The following is a 21,008-nucleotide window of genomic DNA, read 5'->3' on the forward strand; positions in this document are numbered from 1 at the left end:
CTTAAAGAACTGGCAGACTGAGTATTAAATAGCTTTGCCTTCAACTATAATAACGGTTTTGTCGAGGGATTAAACAATCAAACGAAGGTCATTAAAAGAAATGCCTTTGGGTTTAGACGATACGATCGTTTTAGACTTAGAGTACTATTGCATCACCAATTTAAATCAAAAGGAATCAATGTGGGATAAGGAGCAAGTGCTCCTACCCCAACATTTGACGTAGAACCTCTTTTCGTAAGCTTTGTTGCTATTCACAATGAATTTCAAATAAAGTCCTGGAAAATCTCCGTAAAACCCCCGGTGAGCAGGGAAGAAAAGAGCTGCTCGTTCTTTTTCGAGAGTAAAACCTTTGAAATCCGAAAGCAGCAATATATGCGAAAACAGCCTTTTTTATAGAGAGATTCAATATCTGTCTCAAGGGGGTCATCGAATGCAGGCTTCCGCTTTTCACAGTCCAGCTCCAGCGGCCGGGGGTCCGTACCCACTGGAACGGGCTTAGCGCCCAGCGGATTTCGGTCTCTCTCCTTGCGATTAGTCATCATCGAATCGCTGCCGCTCTTCGTGATTCCTATATCTCATGCGAGAGCCCTTCAATCCGTACGTCGCTAAACGGCTGCTTCCGCTTTTCACAGTCCAGCTCCAGCGGCCGGGGGTCCGTACCCACTGGAACGGGCTTAGCGCCTAGCGGATTTCGGTCTCTCTCCTTGCGATTAGTCATCATCGAATCGCTGCCGCTCTTCGTGATTCCTATATCTCATGCGAGAGCCCTTCAATCCGTACGTCGCTAAACGGCCGCTTCCGTTTTTCTTCCTATTCTGCTACTTTTTCAAGGTTTCCGTTGCGGTCCATTTTGAACCTTGGTGCTTTGCCTTCTTCGTCTTCGAACAAGACAAGCTTTCTAGCGCGGTTCATGATCTGCATCAATGTTTCGTAGTCTTCCTGCATGGTCACTGTATTCTTCTCGAGCTGGGCGATCTGCTTTTCTAGTTCGGCATTTTGGCGTCTGATTTCAGCGTTCTCATGTTTCAATCTCTGATTCTCACTTTTTAGAATGTCAGAACTGAAGTTAGAGTGCGCAAGGCTTTGCAGGTAAGCAATGACTTTTTCAAGCGACATTTCCACCTTGCCTTGAACCGGGATGCGCTGTGCTGCCGGTGCTTGTTCCGGCGGTGCTGAAACTGAAGGGCTGCTGACTTCCTTTTTTTCAAGTGCTTCTTCTGCAAATTCGGTGTCAGCTGCCTCTGAGGCTTCCATCATTTCCAGTGATTCCATTACCGGACTAGTATACTCTTCTTTTTCTTCGTCCATTTCCGTCGACATCGATAGAGACATAGCATCAATTTCATCATAAGAAGGTGAAGGCGGCTGGTAAAGCAACTTTTTCTTGCCGCCCTGGTCTTTGCCGAGCAGGCGCTGGCGCTGCTTTCGCTGTTTCTTCGCAAGGCTGAGTGCTTTTTCGTATTGGTGGCGGACAACGGCATTCCATCTGAAGCCGCAAGCTGCAGAAGTACGGTTCAATTTATCTCCTACTTCTTCAAAAGCGTTCAACTGTGTGCTGCCTTCTCTTACGTGCCGCAAAACCGTTTCGGCCAGTAACAAATCATCTTCTTCCGTCCATGCATCCTGTCTGGATTTCATGATTTCCAACTCCCTTTTTTAGTAACTTTTCTTACTAGAAGTCTGTACAAAAAAATGGGAATCTATACGAATATGTTAAAATTATTTTTTTCTAATAGTTTCGTTGTCATGACGCCGGGGAAGGATATTTAGGGACTGTCAAGAGTCTCTGCTGGCAAGAAAAAAATTTTGGTTTTCCAAGCCTTGAAGTATAAACATTTTTCATCATTTCTATTTATTTTTCGACATACTTCGAGATGTTTTTATGATAAAAACCGTCTATAATAGAAATAAGTTAGACAGGAAGAGGGTAAAGAATGGAATATTCCAAATTGAAGCTGAATGAGGAAAAAGTTTTTAAAGACCCTGTTCATCGTTATGTGCACGTAAAGGATCAGGTCATTTGGGATTTAATCGGGACGAAGGAGTTCCAGCGGTTGAGGCGGATCAGGCAGCTTGGAACCACATATCTGACGTTCCATGGAGCGGAGCACAGCCGGCTGAATCATTCTCTCGGTGTCTACGAGATCGTGCGCCGGATCGTAGATGATGTTTTTCAGGGTCGGCCCGAATGGAGCCAGGGCGAAAGGCTGCTGTCTTTATGTGCTGCACTGCTGCATGATCTGGGTCATGGGCCGTTTTCCCATTCATTTGAAAAGGTCTTCCATCTGGATCATGAGCATTTCACACAGGAAATCATCCTGGGGGATACAGAGGTCAACCAGGTCCTTTCAAAAGTGGGCAGTGATTTTCCCAAGCATGTTGCCGAGGTCATCGCCAAAACCTATGCAAACAAGCAGGTGGTCAGCTTGATTTCGAGCCAGATTGATGCCGACCGAATGGATTACCTGCAGCGTGATGCCTACTTTACGGGCGTCAGCTACGGACACTTCGATATGGAACGGATACTGCGGGTCATGAGGCCGCGGGAAGACCAGGTGGTCATCAAATCCAGCGGAATGCATGCCGTCGAGGATTACATAATGAGCAGGTATCAGATGTATTGGCAGGTGTATTTTCACCCGGTGACAAGAAGTGCCGAGGTCATCCTGACAAAGATTCTTCATCGTGCAAAAGAACTTCATGAACAATCGTATTCTTTCAAATATGATCCTCTCCATTTCTACTCCCTCTTTGAAGGAAACGTATTGCTTGCCGACTATTTGAAGCTGGATGAAGCAGTCATCATGTTCTACTTCCAGACGTGGGAAGAGGAAGATGACCCTGTGCTCAGCGATCTCTGCCGCCGTTTCATGAATAGGAATCTATTCAAATATGCAGAGTTTGATCCTGCGAAAGAGTATAAGAAACACAGCGAGCTTGAGGGCTTATTCAAAAAAGCCGGAATCGACCCGGAATATTACCTGGTCGTCGATTCATCATCCGATCTCCCGTACGATTTCTACCGGCCGGGTGAAGAGGAGGAGCGCCTCCCGATTCACTTGCAGATGCCGAACAATGAACTGAGGGAATTGTCCAGGCAGTCGGATATCGTCGATGCGATCTCAGGAAAGAGAAGGACGGACCACAAACTCTATTATCCTGCCGACTTCTTATATGATGAATCATCCAAAAGAAATATTAAAAGACAAATTCGTTCGATTTTAGAACTCGACTGACATAACTCGAGGCTGTCTCAAAGCTTATGGCCAGCAATCTTCCGGCCGCACCTTCTGAGGCAGCCTTCCTGCACCCAATGGCGGAGCATAATGTAATTTTTTGAAGTAGGAGATGAAGGAACGTGTTAAAGGATCACGCTAAACTAATGAGTGCTTTTTTGGCTTCTGGTGAAATCACGGGCAGAAAGAAACTGCAGAAAATGATTTATATCGCAAAGAAATTATCTTTTCCTTTTCAAGAAAAATTCCAGTTTCATTTCTACGGTCCATACTCCGAGGAATTGACCCTCCGTGTGGAAGAGCTCTGCAACATGGGCTTCATCAGCGAACTGAAGGAGAAAAAAGGCGGGTACTTCCAATATCGCTATACTGTGACTGAAGAAGGCCAGGGCTTTCTGAAAATGTACGAAACGGAAATGCCGTTTCTGAAGGACTGCCTCGATGACATGAATGAGCAGCCTTCCCGTTTTCTTGAACTGGTGTCGACAGTATTGTATTTCGATAATCTTTCCCGCGAAGAAGTGGAAGAAAAAATCTTCACATTGAAAAGCAAGCAGAAGTATACAGTGGAAGAAATCGATGCTGCCTATGAATATATAGAAGGTTTGAAGCAAAAGATCTTGAATTAATAGAGAAGCCTGCCACTAGCTGTGGCGGGTTTTTGTTTTTAAGAGGGCAGGGTGAGGGCTTCTTTACAGAGGGTCCCTGTCGAATTAAGTCGTTTGGTCGATAAATTCGGAAAATCGCTGATAAAATGAGAAAATCGCCGATAAATCTCAGGAATCGCTGATAAAGCAGTAAAATCGCTGATAAATCACAAAAATCGCCGATACACCCGTCTGCTACTGCCCACAAAGAAAGCCGCCAATCAAATACGATTGGCGGCACCGGCCGAACGCGGGGCAAGAGAGGACTACTCTTCGTCACTCAATCGCTTTCCGCCAACAGCATAATGATTTTTGCTCATTTCTTCTATGAATACGACGATTTTGTCTTCAGAGGCACCTGTCGTCTCACTGACAGCCGATGTGACTTTTTCAACTAATGCTTTCTTTTGGTCTTCGCTTCGTCCTTCAAGCATCTTCACAGTTACATAAGGCATGGATTTCGCTCCTGTTCTATAATTTTGTTACAATCATAAGGAAGGTAAAGTGGATACAGCCTTCCAGTTTAAATTTTATCGTATTTTCCGGAAGGAGCAAGTCCGGACGATAGAGAATATTGATAAATAGACATTAATCATAAAAAAATTCATTTATTATAAGGAGAACAGACATTGAACTTTTTAGCCTTTAATTTAGAAGAGCTGCCATTTGTGGTGATCGCCCTGATTTTGGCGTTTACATTCCATGAATATGCTCATGCCTACGTGGCGCACAAATTCGGTGATGATACCGCCAAAAATCAGGGACGCCTGACGCTGAATCCCATTCAGCATTTGGATCCGATCGGGACGCTCTTTATTTTGATTGCCGGTTTCGGCTGGGCAAGGCCAGTACCGGTCAACCGCTTCAATTTTAAAAACCCGAAGCTTGCCGGAGTGCTTGTTTCAATCGCAGGTCCGCTGAGCAACTTCCTGATTGCCTTCGTTGCCTATGGGTTTCTCTACTTTATCATCACATTCGGATTCGGAATGGTGGTTCCGCAATTTTTCATCGACCTGTTCAATATGATTGTATACCTGAATATCATCTTGTTCATATTTAACCTATTGCCGTTTCCGCCTCTGGATGGCTACCGGATCATCGAGGACCTATCGCCGCCGCGCATACGTTCAAAGATGTCTCAGTATGAACAATATGGTGTCCTGCTGTTCCTGATCCTTGTCATTACCCCGCTTGACCGCTATACGATCTGGCCGTTTATCAACGGTGGAAGAGAAGCTGTAGGGCTGGCGTTCAATACAATCTACTATGGAATCGCATCATTATTCTCATAAACCAAAAGGAGCTGTTATGAAATGGAAGACAAAAAGAAGCAAAGTGTCGGCTTTAATATCATCAAGAGTGACCCGACGGACGGGCACGGCGGCTTCGGAATCGGATCACTCAGCCTGGATAATGTTTCCCCTGTTTTCGTCGATATTGAAGAGGGAGAGGCATTTGTGGACGTTGGCGCCATGCATGCCCGAAGCGCCGTTGAAAAACGGATCAAGTTCACCAATAACCGCGAGGATTCAGAAGGCGGAAAACCTTACTGGCTGGTCTGGGTTACCATCGACCGTAAAGAAGACGGGCCGTATTATGCGGGGGTGACTGCATGCGAAATGGTCGTTAACACGGAGAAGCGCAGAGGCTACAAATCCCTTCCGGAGCATGTGAACAGAATGGATAAGTCCATTAAGCGCCATATCATCGTAGATGTGATGGATGATCGTTCGAAAGACATTCTGAGGAACTTCCTGGTCAACCATGATGAAGGAATGTGGGAACGTTCTGAAGAAAAGCTGAAAGAGGATTTGTCAGTCGGAAAGTAAACTTACAAAAAGTTACAATACTATGAACGAATTGTGACATTTATTAGAAACAATCGTTCATACCTTGCTCAATCTTCTAAAAAAAAGTAAACTTAAATCACAGTTTGCACAAAACAAACTAGGACATGAAAGACCCCGGGTTCGCACAAACCCGGGGTTTTTCGTATACATTTATAGATATTTTCCCTTGGATATGCGGCTCAGCGGCGGCTCGTGGGAATCGCACCTTTGCTTGAATCTCTGGGGCTGATTTGGTGGTAAACACCATGTTACAAAAGTGGATCAGTCGAATAATGGGGTGATTAAGAGAAAAACCCCCTGTTATTAAATGGATTCCTTCGAGTAACAGGGTATTTATTTGTAGTCTCTTATAGGCCAGGATCCCAGCAGGTTTCGGCCTTTCTCCTTGCAGATCAAGTTCCGATGTCCGGCTGCCGGGATGCTTCCCGGCACCTCCTTGCAATAAGTCAACATCAGCTTACTTTGTTCGCTGTGTTTTTTACCAAACGGAAGCCCTCCGATCAGTAAGGCTCTGATCGGAGGGCTTCCGTTTTCTAATTCAAAACCACTCCGTCCACTTTTTATACCACGGTGTTTCTTTCTCTTTTGGCTCCGGGACGGGGTTCTTGGCGGGTTCTTCTTCTGTTAGGTGTTCGTCGCAGTATTCGGTTGGTTCGGTGCCTTTAATGAAATAGGTGAAGCGCTGGACCGGACATCCCTTTGTTGCGAGCTTGCCGTTGTGTGGATTGACGAGGTATCCTTTTACATTCTTGGTCGGTTTGAAGGATTTTACAGGCTCGCCCTTTAATGCTTCTTCCATGAAGTGCACCCAGATATTCTTCGCGTAGTATTTATCCTCAACCAATGATATTTCTTTTCCTTTGTCATATCCCGTCCAGACTCCGGCGGTCAGCTGGGGTGCGTAGCCGATCATCCAGTTATCCGAATTGGTTGTCCCTGACTTGCCTGCGTAAGGCCGTGTAGCATGTTTTCTGATGGTGATACCGGTGACTGTCGAATAATCGTTCAGCTTCGGGTCGAATATCCCGCTCAGCATATGTGTCATGACGTATGCTGCATCCGGGTCCAGCACCTGCTCTTTTTCATGCTTCTTTTCATAGATGATCTCCCCGCCGAATCCTTCTACCTTTGTAATGAAGACAGGGCTGATTTTGTATCCGCCGTTGGCAAACATTCCGTAGGCATTGACCATATCGACGACCCGGGCACCTGAAGTTCCAAGAGCGGAAGAAGGGACTTTCTTGATGGGTGTCGAGAGACCGAACTTCTTTGCCGTATTCACAAGTGCTTCCTGGCCGAGGAAGAGGTGGGTCTTCACGGCATAGACATTGTCCGAAATGGCAATGGCCTGGGCCAGCGTGATATCGTCTTCGGCATACTTGTTATTGAAGTTATGAGGAGTGTATTCACTTTGGTCTTCATCAAATTTAAAAGTCGTCAGTTCGCTTCTCATAGTTGTGGAAGGGGTGAAACCTTTTTCAACGGCTGCGTAGTAAAGCAGCGGCTTGATGGTCGAGCCCGGCTGCCTGACAGCCTGGACGGCACGGTTGAAGGGGCTCTCCTCATAGTTCCGGCCTCCGACCATGGCGGTTACATACCCGTTCTTTGGATTGATGGCTGTAAATCCGACCTGAATATCTGATTCAGGCTTGATTTCCCGTTCAATCACTTCTTCGGCAGCTTTCTGATGTTTCGGATTCAAAGTGGTATACACTTTCAGCCCGCCCAGCTCGATTGTCCGATCGTCGATACCAAGCTGGTTCCGCAGGATCTTTTTTACCACATCCTGAAAGTAAGGAGCGGTTTCAATGGATTGGTGAGGGTATTCTCCAACGATATTCAGGCTTTCGGCTTTTCCTTTTGCAGCGTCTTTTTCAGAAATCATCTTTTCTTTTTTCATGGCGTTCAGAATGATTTCCTGACGGTCTTTGGCTGCCTGGTAGGAATCGAGCGGTGAGTACAGACTCGGCCCTTTCGGAATTCCGGCAAGCATCGCGGATTCACCAGTCGTCAGTTCGGCAGCGTCCTTTCCAAAGTAAAACTGGCTTGCGGCCTGGACGCCGTAAGCCCCGTGGCCATAGTAGATTGTATTCAAATAGCCTTCGAGGATCTCTTCTTTTGTATAGTTCATCTCAAGCCTTAAGGTGTAAAGTGCTTCTGAGATTTTTCTCTTCCAGGTTTTATCATGGGTCAAAAACAGGTTTCTGGAATATTGCTGAGAAATGGTCGAAGCTCCCTGGACTTTTGCCATGGCCTTCATATCTGCAAGGGCAGCCGCTGTAATTCTCTTAAAATCAAAACCGTGATGAGAATAGAATCCCTTGTCTTCTATGGAAAGGGTCGCGTCGATCAAGTCAGGGGAGATATCTTCAAGGTGGACCCAGTATCTCTTTTCGCCGCTGTTGCTTTCGCCGATAATGGATCCGTCTGCTCCATAGAAAAGAGTGGATTGAGGAACAGCAAGCGGCGGCGGTCCCTGTATTTTGGCATATGTTAACAGGCCGGCAAGCCCCATCAGGATCGCCAGGGTGAAAAACAGGCCGAGGATGATGGCGGCACGAACATATTTTTTTGTTTTTTGTAAACGGGAACTTGTGATCACTTCCAAGCCAATCCCTCTTTTCCTATAATTCTAGTTTATTTATTAATAATGAAAGTAAATACAAGGGCAATAGTATCCAGCTACTGCGGCCAGCGGACTTGCCGTGTTTCCTTGTCTCATGCATAAGCCTTCAAACCGTGGAGCCGCCTTCGCTTTTCTAATAGTATTCATTATGGAAAGAGGATGAATTTTTTAAACGTATAGGAAGAAATTAAAATTTATTCTTGTATTTTTGCCAAATTAGACTATACTTTTTCTCATGTTTGTATTTATGTTGTTGGGGAAGGATATTTATGATGAGATTTGTCCCTGGCCGCGAGAATTAATGAGAAAAGGAATGAAGATAAAATGGGTGGATTCTGGTTTACAGAGAAACAAACGGAAAACTTCGGAATTACAATGAGAATCAACAAAACTTTACATACAGAGCAAACGGAATTTCAAAAGCTTGATATGGTCAAGACGGAAGAGTGGGGGAACATGCTGCTTCTTGATGACATGGTCATGACCTCTCAAAAGGATGAGTTCGTCTACCATGAGATGGTGGCACACGTGCCGTTGTTCACGCATCCAAATCCTGAAACGGTCCTTGTAGTGGGCGGGGGAGACGGAGGCGTCATCCGCGAAGTACTGAAGCACCCTTCAGTGAAAAAAGCGGTCCTTGCTGAGATTGACGGCAAAGTAATCGAGTACTCCAAGAAGTATCTTCCGGAGATTGCAGGCGAGCTTGAGAATGAGAGAGTCGAAGTCCAGGTGGGCGACGGCTTCATGCATATCGCGAAAAGCGAAAACGAATATGACGTGATAATGGTTGATTCCACTGAGCCTGTCGGACCGGCGGTCAACCTGTTCACAAAAGGCTTCTATGCGGGAATCTCCAAAGCGTTGAAAGAAGATGGGATCTTTGTTGCGCAAAGTGACAACCCTTGGTTCAAATCGGATCTTATCCGCCAGGTGCAAAGCGATGTAAAAGAAATCTTCCCGATCACCCGCCTGTATCTTGCCAACATCCCGACGTACCCAAGCGGCCTTTGGGCGTTCACAGTAGGTTCCAAAAAGCATGATCCGCTTGAAGTGAGCGAAGACCGTTTCCATGACATCGAAACGAAATACTATACAAAGGAACTTCACAAAGCCAGCTTCGTACTGCCTAAATTTGTTAAGGATCTGACAGAATAAATTTGTTAAGAAAGCGTGGGTGATTTCCGCTACAGGTGCACGACTCCGCGGGGCGGGCGGTGAGCCTCCTCGGCTTCATAAAAAGCGGAAGGGGCCGTTTAGCGACGTACAGATTGGAGGGCTCTCGTATGAGATATAGGAAACACGACGAACGAAAGTGAGTCGATGTTGACTTATCGCAAGAAGAGAGACCGAAATCTGCTAGGCGCTGGCCGCTGGAGCTGGATTCGCCTCCGGGGTTACGTTCCGGTGGGTACGTAACCTTGGTCTCACCTGTCCCGCTAGTCCCGCAGGAGATCGTACACCTTCCGCTCCAATCAAACTTTTTCAACCTGGCAAAATCAACAGATATGAGTGCAGGTTTGATACCTTGCTCGCTAAGTCAGGACTTAAATAATTTTTTAAAAGGAGTCATGAAAAATGCGCTTTGATGAAGCTTATTCTGGTAATGTTTTTATCGGCAGCCATCCTTCTTACGAGGAAAGCCGGGTTGTGCTTTACGGTATGCCGATGGACTGGACGGTGAGCTACCGACCGGGTTCCCGTTTCGGCCCTGCCCGCATCCGCGAGGTTTCCATCGGGCTTGAAGAATACAGCCCTTATCTGGACAGGGAGCTGGAAGAAATCAATTACTTCGATGCAGGGGATATCCCGCTTCCGTTCGGTAATCCGCAAAAAAGCATCGATACTATTGAAGGATACATTGATGGATTGATGAAAGATAACAAAATTCCTTTAGGCATGGGCGGGGAGCACTTGGTTTCCTGGCCGGTCATGAAGGCTGTCTATAAAAAATACAAAGACTTGGCGGTCATTCATATGGATGCCCATACAGACCTTCGCGAGCACTATGAAGGAGAGCCCTTGTCCCACTCCACACCAATCAGGAAGATTGCCGAGCATATCGGCCCTGAAAATGTGTACTCATTCGGAATCCGTTCCGGCATGAAAGAAGAGTTCCAGTGGGCAAAGGAGAACGGTATGCACATCTCCAAGTTTGAAGTACTCGAGCCGCTGAAGGAAATCCTGCCTAAGCTTGCGGGACGTCCGGTATACGTGACGATCGATATAGATGTCCTTGATCCGGCACACGCACCCGGGACGGGCACGGTCGACGCGGGCGGCATAACTTCCCGTGAACTGCTAGCCTCCATCCATGAAATTGCCCGCTCGGAAGTGAATGTTGTCGGCGCCGACCTTGTTGAAGTGGCACCGGTCTATGACGCCTCTGAGCAAACAGCCAACACAGCCAGCAAACTCATCCGTGAAATGATGCTGGGCTGGGTGAAATAACGTTTGATTTGCAACTGCCCCTGGAGAGTTTCAAGCTTCAAGGGGGCAGTTTTTTTTGTTATGGTGCCAGTCACTCCCCGGTATTTGTCGGAATGTGTGGGTCGTTGATAGCCCGGTCATTCTCGACGATAGAAGTACAAAAGTCGATGATAGAACGCGAAAACTCGTCGATAGAAGTACAAAAGTCGATGATAGAACGCGAAAACTCGTCGATAGCCCTAAAAGCGCCACCAAATCTAACTGCAAAATCCTAACTCCCGGAAACCCACCCTCCAAAACAATCTGAAATAACCGAATTCCTGCCGTTTCATTGCATTTTCAGCAGATTATTTTTATACTTAGTTAGTTAAGGATGTACGTTAGGATTACGCAGAAATCTTACAAAGGATGTGAGTGGTTTGAAAGGTGGAGGAACTGAACATACGGATGTCAAAGTTCACTTGAAAACCCGCATACAGCACGGAGGCGAAAAAGACTCTTTTGAATTGTACGCAAATGGCAGATACTATGAAAAAGGAGATTCTTTATATCTGAAATATGATGAAGTACAGGAAGAAGGAACGATACATACGATCTTCAAGCTCAAAAGGGATGAAGAAGCACTGATCCTGCGCAGCGGGGCCGTGAAAATGAGGATGGTTTTTAAAGAAGATGAGGAACATGCGGGTTCATATGAAAGCCAGCTTGGAACCTTGATGATCACGACAAAGACTTCTAAGCTTACACATACTGCAAACCGGACGAAGAATGACGGCGAGATCAATTTATCTTACCGGTTATATATGCAGGGAAGCCCGGTCGGAGAGTATGAGATGGACATTTCGTACAAGGAGGAAGGATTAGAATAATGAATATTGCAGAACAAGTACAAGACAAGTTAAAAGCGGAGATCAGGTCAGCTGTCCTGAAAGCAGGATTGGCGGCAGAAGATCAGATTCCGGATGTGATTCTGGAGACACCTAAGGAAAAGTCACACGGTGACTACTCGACGAACATGGCGATGCAGCTTGCCCGCGTCGCAAAGAAAGCGCCTAGAATGATTGCCGATGATATCGTTGCGAATATTGACCAGGAAGCGGCTTCAGTTGAAAAGATTGATATTGCCGGACCTGGATTCATCAACTTTTTCATGAAAAATGAGTACCTTACAGAACTTGTATCCAATATCCTTGAAGCTGGGGAAGAATATGGCCGCTCGGATGCCGGCAATGGCGAAAGAATCAATGTTGAGTTTGTTTCTGCCAACCCTACAGGCGACCTTCATCTCGGACATGCAAGGGGAGCGTCAGTCGGGGATTCGCTGTGCAATGTATTGGATAAAGCCGGTTACAAAGTCACGCGTGAATACTATATCAATGATGCCGGAAACCAGATCCATAACCTTGCCCTTTCAGTTGAAGCACGGTACTTCCAGGCGCTTGGCCATGATAAGGCAGTTCCGGAGGACGGCTATCAGGGAGCGGATATCATCGGGATCGGCCAGAAGCTTGCTGAGGAATTCGGCGGCAAGTATATTGAAGCACCGGAAGAAGAACGATACCAATTCTTCCGTGAATACGGCTTGAAGTACGAAATGGATAAATTGAAGAAAGACCTTGAGGATTTCCGTGTCCCATTCAATGTCTGGTATTCTGAAACTTCCCTTTATGAGAATGGGAAAATCGATGATGCGCTAAAAGCATTGAAGGACAATAATCATGTGTATGAAGAAGGCGGGGCGACATGGTTCCGTTCTACTGAACTCGGTGATGATAAAGACCGCGTGCTCATCAAAAATGACGGTACGTATACGTATTTGACTCCGGATATCTCCTATCACCGCGATAAATTTGAACGCGGACACGATATCCTGATCAATATCTGGGGTGCTGACCACCACGGCTACATTCCGCGTATGAAAGCAGCCATCGAAGCACTGGGCTATGACCGCGAAAAGCTTGAAGTAGAAGTCATCCAGCTTGTTCACCTGTTCAAGAACGGTGAAAAGATGAAGATGAGTAAACGGACAGGTAAAGCGGTCACGATGCGTGACCTGGTTGACGAGGTTGGCCTGGATGCCGTTCGTTACTTCTTCGCTATGAGAAGTGCCGATACGCATATGGACTTTGACCTTGACCTGGCTGTTTCCCAGTCAAATGAAAACCCGGTTTATTACGCCCAGTATGCGCATGCCCGCATCTGCAGTATTTTGCGGCAGGCGGAAGAACAGGGCATCAGCTTTGATGGGAATGCGGATTACTCCCTCTTGAAAGCGGAAAAAACAATCGAACTCCTGAAAAAGCTTGGGGACTTCCCGGGAGTTGTAGCGGATGCGGCGGCAAAGAGAACGCCTCACCGTGTAGCGAACTATATCAATGAGCTTGCGTCCACCTTCCACAGTTTCTACAATGCTGAAAAGGTGCTGGACAAGGAGAACCTGGAATTGACCAAGGCCCGCTTGTCATTGATCAAAGCAGTCCGAATTACGATGAAAAATGCACTGAAATTGATCGGCGTTTCTGCACCGGATAAAATGTAAGCAGATGAGAAGACGGCTGAAGTACAAACTTCGTCGTCTTTTTTACACCAAAACCTCACAGCATGAAATCGCAGCCAGAGTAAGACTGGAATATAGTTTGCTTTGTAAAGGGTAACCTATAAACAATACGACGATGACATGGGGGTTCTATCATGAAAATGGTATTATTGGCTATTCTGACCGGCTTCATTGCCGGCTTCATTTTCGCTTTATTTAAATTACCGATACCGGCTCCTCCCGCATTCGCGGGAGTCGCTGGCATCATCGGCATCTATCTCGGCTTTAAGGCGTACGCCTGGGTGCAGCCGATGATCGAATCAATGATGAAGTAGGGGCGCGGCTTCATTCCGTTGCCTCTCACAAAACGAGGTCATTTTTTCAGAAAAAAACCGGTTTGTCCCTGGAATAAGCCGGTCAACTGTACCATGCCACATTAAGAAGACGCGAAGAATCCCCGGAAGACGCTCTGTCAGCCGGGGATTTTCCTATTCAATATGCAAATAATGAAACCTCTCATACTTCTTAATGGTTTCCGCTGCCTGATATTTTACCGGCTGCTTAAACAGAGGGCCATCATAGACGAAAGTGTGAAATTCGCCATTTTCACCACAGGGGTCCACTTCCTCAGGCAGGTCCCGCAGCAGGTCATCGTCATACTCCCGTCCAAGGAAGGAAGGGTCAAGCTGGGAACCGTCGACACAAACTAGTACCGCTCTATACCCCTTGTCAATGAATTCCCTGCTTAAGTCAGCTGTGGAAACTCCCCAGAGAGGAAATACAGGCTTGAGGGAGGTATTCTTCATCTGCTCTTCACGGTAAGATTTGATATCTTCCAAAAAAATATCCCCAAAGGCAACCGTTCCTATATGTTGATCCAAAAGAGAACCTAAAGCGGAATGCATTCCGGCTTCATATTCTTCATTGCTTGCCCCCTGTTTCATAAAGACCGGCAGGAGGGGCAGATTCAAAGCTTCCGCCTGCTTTTTTAGCAGAGGCATCGGGACATCATGCATCATGATTCGTTGTTCCTCTTCTGCCAGCGTCGTTAAGAGGGCAGAAGGCTTCCACTCGGTGGAAGAATGGAGGCGGTCGAGCATCACCATGCTGTCACGGCCGCCGCTCCAAGATAGGCATACTTTCTTTTTCATAAACATTCCTTTCTGCTACCAATTCAGAATACCGCCGCTCACCCGTTTGACACCGCGGATCTTTGAAATGTCCTCCGTCAATTTAAGCATTGCGAGATCCTTGTTTTTTGCTTCGATCATAATATCGACGTCCTCATCCAGTTCCTTGAGCATCTTGAGATAAGGAAGGACAAAGTCGATGTCGACATCATCCGCGTGTGAGCGGAAAGCTTTTTCGGATTTAGGGGACGATAAGTGGATTTTCGGCCGCAGGTTTCTATGTTTCCAGGTATCCAGGATTCTCGGCAGATAATTCTCAAGCGGTTCCGTACTCTGGTTCGCTTGATGATGATGGACGTCCAGAATCATGGGGATCCCTTCTTTTTCACAGACTTCGAGTGTTTCTTCGACTGTATAGGTTTTGTCATCATTCTCAAGGGTCATGATTTCTTTGACGTTTGGGGGAAGCTTCAGCAGATTCTCATGAAATCGTCTTAACGCTTCTTCTTTATTCCCGTATGTTCCGCCGATATGAATATTGAGCAGGGACTTTTCATGGACATCCATTGCCTCAAGCATTTTATAATGAAAGACCATATCTTCTACCGCATTATCCGTAACCGAATCCTTCGGGCTTGTAAACAGGGTGAACTGATTCGGATGATAGCTTGTCCTGATATTGAACTTCTTGATGAGGCGGCCAAGTTCCTCCCATTCCTTTCGAAAAGGCGTGACGAAATCCCATTTCACCTCGGGGTGGGTCGCAAGCGGCACCATGGAACTCGACATCCGATAAAGCGGGATTTCATGGGCTGCGAGATAATAAAGGATGCGCTTGGTATGTTCCAGATTGGCCGATGTGACGTCAAGCAGCTTTTGTTTCCGTTCCTGATCGGGAAGTTCACTATATCGTTTGAATGTCATTGTTTTTGAAGGGCTTGCATCCCACAAAGCAAGGGCATTGGCAACAAATCCTAGTCGTAATTGCATGGTTTCACTCCCGTCAAAAAAAGTATCCCCCCTCAAGTTAAGGGAGGCTATTATAATAATATCGAAATCATCGATGCGATTCCTTCTTTAACTCTGGTGAATATGCTGACAGAGTTAATCTTCTCCAAATCCACTAACGTTGATCCTTCAATATCTTTTTGTACTTCTTTCCGGACTTCATCCACAAAGGATTGGGTATACGTAAAATTATTCAGTTCCAAGTTGACATAGAAACTTCTGAGGTCGAAGTTGGCGGTGCCAAGGTCGCAGAATTCATCGTCAAGAATGATCAGCTTGGAATGATAAAATCCGTTCTGGTAGTGATAGATATCTGCTCCCAAAGGAATGAGTCTCCGGAAGAATTTAAATGCCGCTTCCTTTACGAGCGGGTGATCGGGCCGTTCAGGTGTGACGATTGTCACTTTGATTCCCCGTTTCAGCGCTTTCTCCAGGGCATCCATCACTTCCTTTGAAGGAATGAAATAGGGTGTTCCGATAAAAATGGATTTTCTGGCGTTCGTGATGAAACTGACAAACTGGCTCTCGATCTTGAAGCCTTCCGAAGGGAAGAAGCGGTGTTCAACAGCTCCCTTTTCAAGCTCGGGGAAGTAACTGGGCTTGTTTAAAATCTCTTCGCCAGAAGCACGCTTCCAATCTATACAAAATTCCTTTTGCAGATCTGCTGTGCCTTCCCCAGCGATTCTCATATGATAATCTCTCCATGGAGACAGCTTTGGCTCTTCGTCTATATATGCCTTGCCGACGTTGTAACCGCCGAGGTATCCGATTTTTCCGTCAATCACAGTGATCTTCCGGTGGTTCCGCTGCTGTGTCGAGAAGAATAGAAAAGGAAGCTTTGGTTTTTCTGCGAAGAAAACCTGGATGCCGCATTCCTGAAGTTCTTTTACCTGTTTTGAACGGATTTTGAAACTTCCGATTCTATCCATGAGGAGCCTTACTTCAACACCTTCTTTGGCTTTCTGGATGAGCAGGTCAAAGAACTGCCGTCCAAGGTGGTCGTTTTCCACAATATAAAAGAGGCAGTTGATCGAGGAAGAAGCGTTCTTTATGTCTGAAAACATTCTTTCAAAAAAAGCAGGGCCGGTAGAGATCAACTCCATGTCGCTGTGCCGTTTCTGGTAGTCGCGTCTATAGGCGTTCCTGACAAAGTACCTGCGGCCGAAATGGAAATCGGCGATGCACAATAGGATAATGGCAGCCATTATCAAAAAAATCGTTAAAACCCACATATAATCACTCTTTCTCTACTGGTACTTTATAGTATGCCCAATTATTCCATATTCATCTTTTCCCAAGAAAACCCTATAGAAAACGGAGTGTGGCAGACAGCCATCTTTTTACCGGAAAAGCCATCATGGTCTGTCCGAAATAACGGAAAAAAATAGAGGAAAAAGGATTGACTGAATGCTCATTCAGTATATAATGGAGATAAGGAACATTCTGAATATTATTTCCTTTTTAAAATTTGCAACAAAGGGAGAAATCACGAATAAAGAGGGGAGAGTCTGAACATGGACGTTTTGTTGTGGATAAACTGGATTGCATTCATTCTTGTAACCGCTTACGCAGTCGGTTTATTTGTTTATGTTGTCAAGACAAGAATTGAATATATCAAATTGGGGAAAAAGGCAGAGTTTGATAATAACGTCAAAGAAAGAATGAAGAAAATCGCCGTGAACGTGTTTGGCCAGAAGAAGCTCTTGAAGGATAAGAAGAGCGGTGCCATCCACGTCATGTTCTTCTACGGATTTCTTTTGGTTCAATTCGGGGCAATCGATTTTATCTGGAAGGGGCTTGCACCGGGAACGCACTTGCCTTTGGGACCGCTGTATGCGGGATTCACGTTCTTCCAGGAAATTGTAACCCTTACTATACTGGTAGCAGTCGTGTGGGCTTTCCACCGCCGCTACGTTGAAAAACTTGTCCGCCTGAAGAGGGGTTTCAAATCAGGGCTTGTCCTTCTATTCATTGGAGGGCTTATGCTTTCCGTCCTTGTGGGGAACGGGATGGGACTGATCTGGCACGGGCATGAGCTTGGCTGGTCAGAACCTATCGCCTCACTGATTGCCGGCGGCCTTGGCTGGATTGGCGAGACGGCTTCCATCGTCATTTTCTATGTTGCCTGGTGGATCCACCTGCTGTTCCTGCTGGCATTCCTTGTTTACGTACCGCAGTCCAAGCATGCCCACTTGATTGCAGGGCCTGCCAATGTTTATTTTAACCGTTTGGATAACCCGGGAAAATTAAAGCCGATCGATTTTGAAGATGAATCAGCTGAAAGCTTCGGGGTAGGAAAGATTGAAGAGTTCAACCAGCTGCAGATGATCGACTTTTATGCTTGTGTTGAGTGCGGGCGCTGTACAAATATGTGTCCGGCTACAGGGACAGGGAAAATGCTTTCCCCGATGGACCTGATTGTGAAACTTAGAGACCACCTGACAAATCACGGTGCGGCCGTCACTTCCAAGAAACCCTGGGTGCCGACGATGGCATTCAACAATACGAAAGGCAACCAGCTGGCAATGGCTGCAGCCGGGCAGGGCGCCCAGGAATCCGCAGCAGCTGCGGCCTACAGCCCGAGCCTGATCGGGGATGTCATCACGGAGGAAGAAATCTGGGCATGTACAACGTGCCGTAACTGTGAAGACCAATGTCCGGTCATGAATGAACATGTTGATAAGATCATCGACCTCCGCCGGTACCTTGTGCTGACTGAAGGTAAGATGGATGCCGATGCACAGCGCGCGATGCAGAACATCGAGCGTCAGGGAAATCCTTGGGGGCTTAACCGTAAAGAGCGTGAAAACTGGCGCGAAGGACGTGAAGACGTCCATATCCCGACCGTAAAGGAAATGAAGAAAGCCGGAGAAGAATTTGAATACCTGTTCTGGGTAGGCTCCATGGGTTCATTCGATAACCGAAGCCAGAAGATCGCCCTTTCATTTGCCAAACTTCTGAACGAAGCCGGCGTGAAGTTCGCAATCCTCGGCAATAAAGAAAAGAACTCCGGTGATACACCACGCCGTCTTGGTAACGAATTCTTATTCCAGGAGCTTGCAACAGCAAATATTGCGGAGTTTGAGAAGAATGAAGTCAAGAAGATCATCACAATCGATCCGCATGCTTACAACATTTTCAAGAATGAGTATCCTGACTTTGGCCTTGAAGCAGAAGTCTATCACCACACTGAGGTGCTGGCGGAGCTTGTAAAAGACGGCCGCTTAAAGCCGAAATACGAAGTCAATGAAACGATCACGTTCCATGATTCCTGTTACCTCGGCAGATATAACGAAGTGTACGATCCGCCGCGTGAAATCCTTAAAGCCATTTCAGGTGTCAACCTCATTGAAATGGAACGGAACAGACAGAATGGTATGTGCTGCGGCGCCGGCGGGGGCTTGATGTGGATGGAAGAAGATAAAGGCCACCGCGTCAATGTCGCCAGAACCGAGCAGGCACTGGAAACAAATCCGTCTGTCATCAGCTCCGGCTGTCCTTACTGCCTGACGATGCTTTCCGATGGAACCAAAGCAAAGGAAGTGGAAGACAACGTCTCAACACTGGATGTAGCTGAACTTCTCGAAAAAGCAGTCTGCGGTGATCCAAAAGACACGACAATCGCTTCTTGATCAGCGAAAAGTAATAATTTTCAGTTTAGTCATTCCATTCATACTATTTTTGCATTAAAATAGAATGGTAAAGGCTTACAAAGAGACGTAGTGTTATATTTTTTAGTAAGTTAGATCATTGAAGAAGTTGGAAAGTGTTTTAGTCGATTGGAGCGGAAGGTGTCCGATCTCCTGCGGGAGCAGCGGGACAGGTGAGACCAAGGTTACGTACCCACCGGAACGTAACCCCGCAGGCCAATCCAGCTCCAGCGGCCAGCGCCTAGCAGATTTCGGTCTCTCTCCTTGCGATAAGTCTTCATCGAATCGCTTCGTTCTTCGTGATTCCTTTATCTCATGCGAGAGTCCTCCAATCTGTACGTCACTGAACGGCCGCTTCCGCTTTTTATGAAGCCGAGGAGGCTCAACGCCCGCCCCGCGGAGTCGGACATCTGCAGCGGAAATCAATAGCTTTTTAAGTGTAAAGGGTCTGGTCCCGAATAGTATCGATTCGATGTTATGGCTGCCAGGCCCTTTCTTTACTTAACGAATTCGAGCGAGCGTTCAGTCGAAATTTTGAAAGCGGTAACATTTTTAGAAATGATATAACCATAGAAAAGGAGAGAGTGTAATGGGAAAAACAGTCATTCTGGATGGTGCTCGTACACCTTTTGGTAAATTTGGCGGAAGCTTAAGCACATTTACTGCCTCCGAACTTGGCGGGTTTGCCGTCAAAGAAGCATTGAAAAGAGCCGGGGTAGACGGAAGTGAAGTCGAGGAACTTATCCTTGGTTCCGTTCTTCAGGGCGGCCAGGGCCAGCTTCCATCCCGGCAGGCATCCCGTAATGCGGGACTTCCCTGGAATGTCAGGACGGAAACAATCAACAAAGTCTGCGCTTCCGGAATGCGCAGTGTGACGATGGCCGACCAGATCATCAGGGCAGGAGACGGCGAAGTCATTGTAGCCGGCGGTATGGAATCCATGTCCAATGCGCCGTATATTCTGCCAAAGGCCCGCTGGGGATTGCGCATGGGTGATTCTCCAGTCAAGGATATGATGGTCCATGACGGGTTGACTTGCAGCTTTAACAATGTCCATATGGGTACATATGGAAACAGCACGGCAAAAGAGTTCGAAATCTCCCGTGAGGATCAGGACCGCTGGGCGAAGCGGAGCCACGAGCTGGCAGTCAAGGCGGCTGAAGAAGGAAGACTATCCGAAGAAATCCTTCCTGTCCAGGTACCTCAGCGTAAAGGTGATCCGATAACGGTTGACCGTGATGAAGCACCAAGAAAAGATACATCAGAAGAAAAACTTTCTAAACTGTCCCCTGTTTTTGGCTCCGACGGAACGATTACAGCCGGCAATGCGCCAGGTGTGAACGATGGAGCAGCGGCAATGGTCTTGATGAGTGAAGAACGCGCCTCTAAAGAAGGGAAGGAACCATTAGCTTACATTCTCGGCCATACGGCGATTGCTTTGGAAGCTGAAGATTTCCCGCAGACTCCAGGATTAGTCATCAATGAACTTTTGAAGAAAACAGGAAAAACACTTGAGGAAATCGACTTGTTTGAAATTAATGAAGCCTTTGCAGCAGTGGCATTGACGAGCGGAAAGATTGCCAATCTTGACGAAAGCAAAGTCAATGTCAACGGTGGTGCTGTGGCGATCGGCCATCCAATCGGGGCAAGCGGAGCAAGAATCATCCTGACGCTGGCCTATGAATTGAAGAGACGAGGCGGCGGGATTGGAATTGCCTCCATCTGTTCAGGCGGCGGCCAGGGAGATGCAATCATGATCGAAGTTCCGAAGAGGTAAGGAAGTTGGTGTGACTGATGGCAGCGGGGACGGCTGGAGATGTCGGATTTTGTCGTTTGGTCGATAAAAATTAAAAATCGCCGATAACTTTCTGATTTTCGCCGATAAAAATTAAAAACCG

At 46.7% G+C, this 21,008-nt stretch carries 18 protein-coding genes and 1 pseudogene; 12 read left to right on the top strand and 7 right to left on the bottom strand.

Annotated features, from left to right (window positions below):
* Positions 1–189: pseudogene (locus D3H55_RS22460) on the top strand (transposase); the annotation flags it as partial.
* A 621-nt stretch (positions 190–810) separates the two neighbouring features.
* Here the strand turns inward: D3H55_RS22460 and D3H55_RS22470 are convergent.
* Complete coding sequence (locus D3H55_RS22470; RefSeq protein WP_119549556.1) at positions 811–1,638, bottom strand: RsfA family transcriptional regulator; 828 nt, start codon at positions 1,636–1,638, stop codon at positions 811–813.
* 296 nt (positions 1,639–1,934) lie between these two features.
* Between D3H55_RS22470 and D3H55_RS22475 the strand changes: the two genes are divergently transcribed.
* Both D3H55_RS22475 and D3H55_RS22480 read left to right on the top strand, forming a co-directional pair.
* Positions 1,935–3,236 carry an HD domain-containing protein gene (locus D3H55_RS22475; RefSeq protein WP_119549557.1) on the top strand — a complete coding sequence of 434 codons (1,302 nt, stop codon included), beginning with the start codon at positions 1,935–1,937 and terminating at the stop codon, positions 3,234–3,236.
* Between the two features lie 122 nt (positions 3,237–3,358).
* Positions 3,359–3,865 (top strand): YwgA family protein, encoded by a 507-nt coding sequence (locus D3H55_RS22480; protein WP_119549558.1) that lies wholly within the window; start codon positions 3,359–3,361, stop codon positions 3,863–3,865.
* Positions 3,866–4,149: 284 nt separating this feature from the next.
* Here the strand turns inward: D3H55_RS22480 and thmT are convergent, their stop codons facing one another.
* On the bottom strand, positions 4,150–4,338 hold the full coding sequence (gene thmT / locus D3H55_RS22485; RefSeq protein WP_119549559.1) for a 2-hydroxymuconate tautomerase: 189 nt from the start codon (positions 4,336–4,338) through the stop codon (positions 4,150–4,152).
* 174 nt (positions 4,339–4,512) lie between these two features.
* Here thmT and D3H55_RS22490 point away from each other — a divergent pair, with 174 nt between their 5' ends.
* Positions 4,513–5,175 (top strand): site-2 protease family protein, encoded by a 663-nt coding sequence (locus D3H55_RS22490; RefSeq protein ID WP_119549560.1) that lies wholly within the window; start codon positions 4,513–4,515, stop codon positions 5,173–5,175.
* A gap of 21 nt (positions 5,176–5,196) precedes the next feature.
* On the top strand, positions 5,197–5,712 hold the full coding sequence (locus D3H55_RS22495) for a YwhD family protein (protein WP_119549561.1): 516 nt from the start codon (positions 5,197–5,199) through the stop codon (positions 5,710–5,712).
* Between the two features lie 559 nt (positions 5,713–6,271).
* Here the strand turns inward: D3H55_RS22495 and D3H55_RS22505 are convergent.
* Positions 6,272–8,341: a transglycosylase domain-containing protein gene (locus tag D3H55_RS22505; protein WP_119549563.1), complete on the bottom strand. Its 2,070-nt coding sequence runs from the start codon at positions 8,339–8,341 to the stop codon at positions 6,272–6,274.
* 342 nt (positions 8,342–8,683) lie between these two features.
* On the opposite strand from D3H55_RS22505, the gene speE reads away from it, so the two are divergent.
* The 5 genes from speE to D3H55_RS22540 all read left to right on the top strand — a co-directional run bounded on the left by speE (position 8,684) and on the right by D3H55_RS22540 (position 13,657).
* On the top strand, positions 8,684–9,514 hold the full coding sequence (gene speE / locus D3H55_RS22510) for a spermidine synthase (protein WP_119549575.1): 831 nt from the start codon (positions 8,684–8,686) through the stop codon (positions 9,512–9,514).
* Positions 9,515–9,934: 420 nt separating this feature from the next.
* Entirely contained in the window at positions 9,935–10,807 is an 873-nt protein-coding gene (gene speB / locus D3H55_RS22520) for an agmatinase (RefSeq protein WP_119549565.1), read from the top strand.
* A gap of 389 nt (positions 10,808–11,196) precedes the next feature.
* On the top strand, positions 11,197–11,655 hold the full coding sequence (locus D3H55_RS22530; protein ID WP_119549567.1) for a YwiB family protein: 459 nt from the start codon (positions 11,197–11,199) through the stop codon (positions 11,653–11,655).
* Positions 11,655–13,325, top strand: coding sequence for an arginine--tRNA ligase (argS, locus tag D3H55_RS22535; protein ID WP_119549568.1), 1,671 nt, complete (start codon positions 11,655–11,657; stop codon positions 13,323–13,325). Before D3H55_RS22530 ends, argS begins: the two co-directional genes overlap by 1 nt.
* Before the next feature lie 152 nt (positions 13,326–13,477).
* Complete coding sequence (locus D3H55_RS22540) at positions 13,478–13,657, top strand: XapX domain-containing protein (RefSeq protein WP_119549569.1); 180 nt, start codon at positions 13,478–13,480, stop codon at positions 13,655–13,657.
* 153 nt (positions 13,658–13,810) lie between these two features.
* Here D3H55_RS22540 and D3H55_RS22545 read toward each other — a convergent pair whose 3' ends face one another.
* Genes D3H55_RS22545 through cls form a run of 3 tightly spaced genes read right to left on the bottom strand, consistent with a single transcriptional unit; the run spans position 13,811 to position 16,665 of the window.
* Positions 13,811–14,473, bottom strand: coding sequence for an adenine nucleotide alpha hydrolase (locus tag D3H55_RS22545; RefSeq protein ID WP_168413225.1), 663 nt, complete (start codon positions 14,471–14,473; stop codon positions 13,811–13,813).
* A gap of 15 nt (positions 14,474–14,488) precedes the next feature.
* Entirely contained in the window at positions 14,489–15,442 is a 954-nt protein-coding gene (uvsE, locus tag D3H55_RS22550; RefSeq protein ID WP_119549571.1) for a UV DNA damage repair endonuclease UvsE, read from the bottom strand.
* 50 nt (positions 15,443–15,492) lie between these two features.
* The gene (cls, locus tag D3H55_RS22555; protein ID WP_240628757.1) at positions 15,493–16,665 is read right to left on the bottom strand and encodes a cardiolipin synthase; all 1,173 of its coding nucleotides are present in this window, start codon (positions 16,663–16,665) and stop codon (positions 15,493–15,495) included.
* Positions 16,666–16,974: 309 nt separating this feature from the next.
* On the opposite strand from cls, the gene D3H55_RS22560 reads away from it, so the two are divergent.
* Positions 16,975–19,092 (top strand): 4Fe-4S dicluster domain-containing protein, encoded by a 2,118-nt coding sequence (locus tag D3H55_RS22560; protein WP_119549573.1) that lies wholly within the window; start codon positions 16,975–16,977, stop codon positions 19,090–19,092.
* A gap of 102 nt (positions 19,093–19,194) precedes the next feature.
* On the opposite strand, the gene D3H55_RS24645 is transcribed toward D3H55_RS22560, so the two are convergent.
* Complete coding sequence (locus tag D3H55_RS24645; protein WP_168413226.1) at positions 19,195–19,536, bottom strand: hypothetical protein; 342 nt, start codon at positions 19,534–19,536, stop codon at positions 19,195–19,197.
* 163 nt (positions 19,537–19,699) lie between these two features.
* On the opposite strand from D3H55_RS24645, the gene D3H55_RS22565 reads away from it, so the two are divergent.
* The gene (locus tag D3H55_RS22565) at positions 19,700–20,887 is read left to right on the top strand and encodes an acetyl-CoA C-acetyltransferase (RefSeq protein ID WP_119549574.1); all 1,188 of its coding nucleotides are present in this window, start codon (positions 19,700–19,702) and stop codon (positions 20,885–20,887) included.
* Positions 20,888–21,008: the final 121 nt, after the last annotated feature.

This window comes from Bacillus salacetis (genome assembly GCF_003581585.1).
In the GTDB taxonomy this organism is placed as follows: Bacteria; Bacillota; Bacilli; order Bacillales; family Bacillaceae_B; genus Rossellomorea; species Rossellomorea salacetis.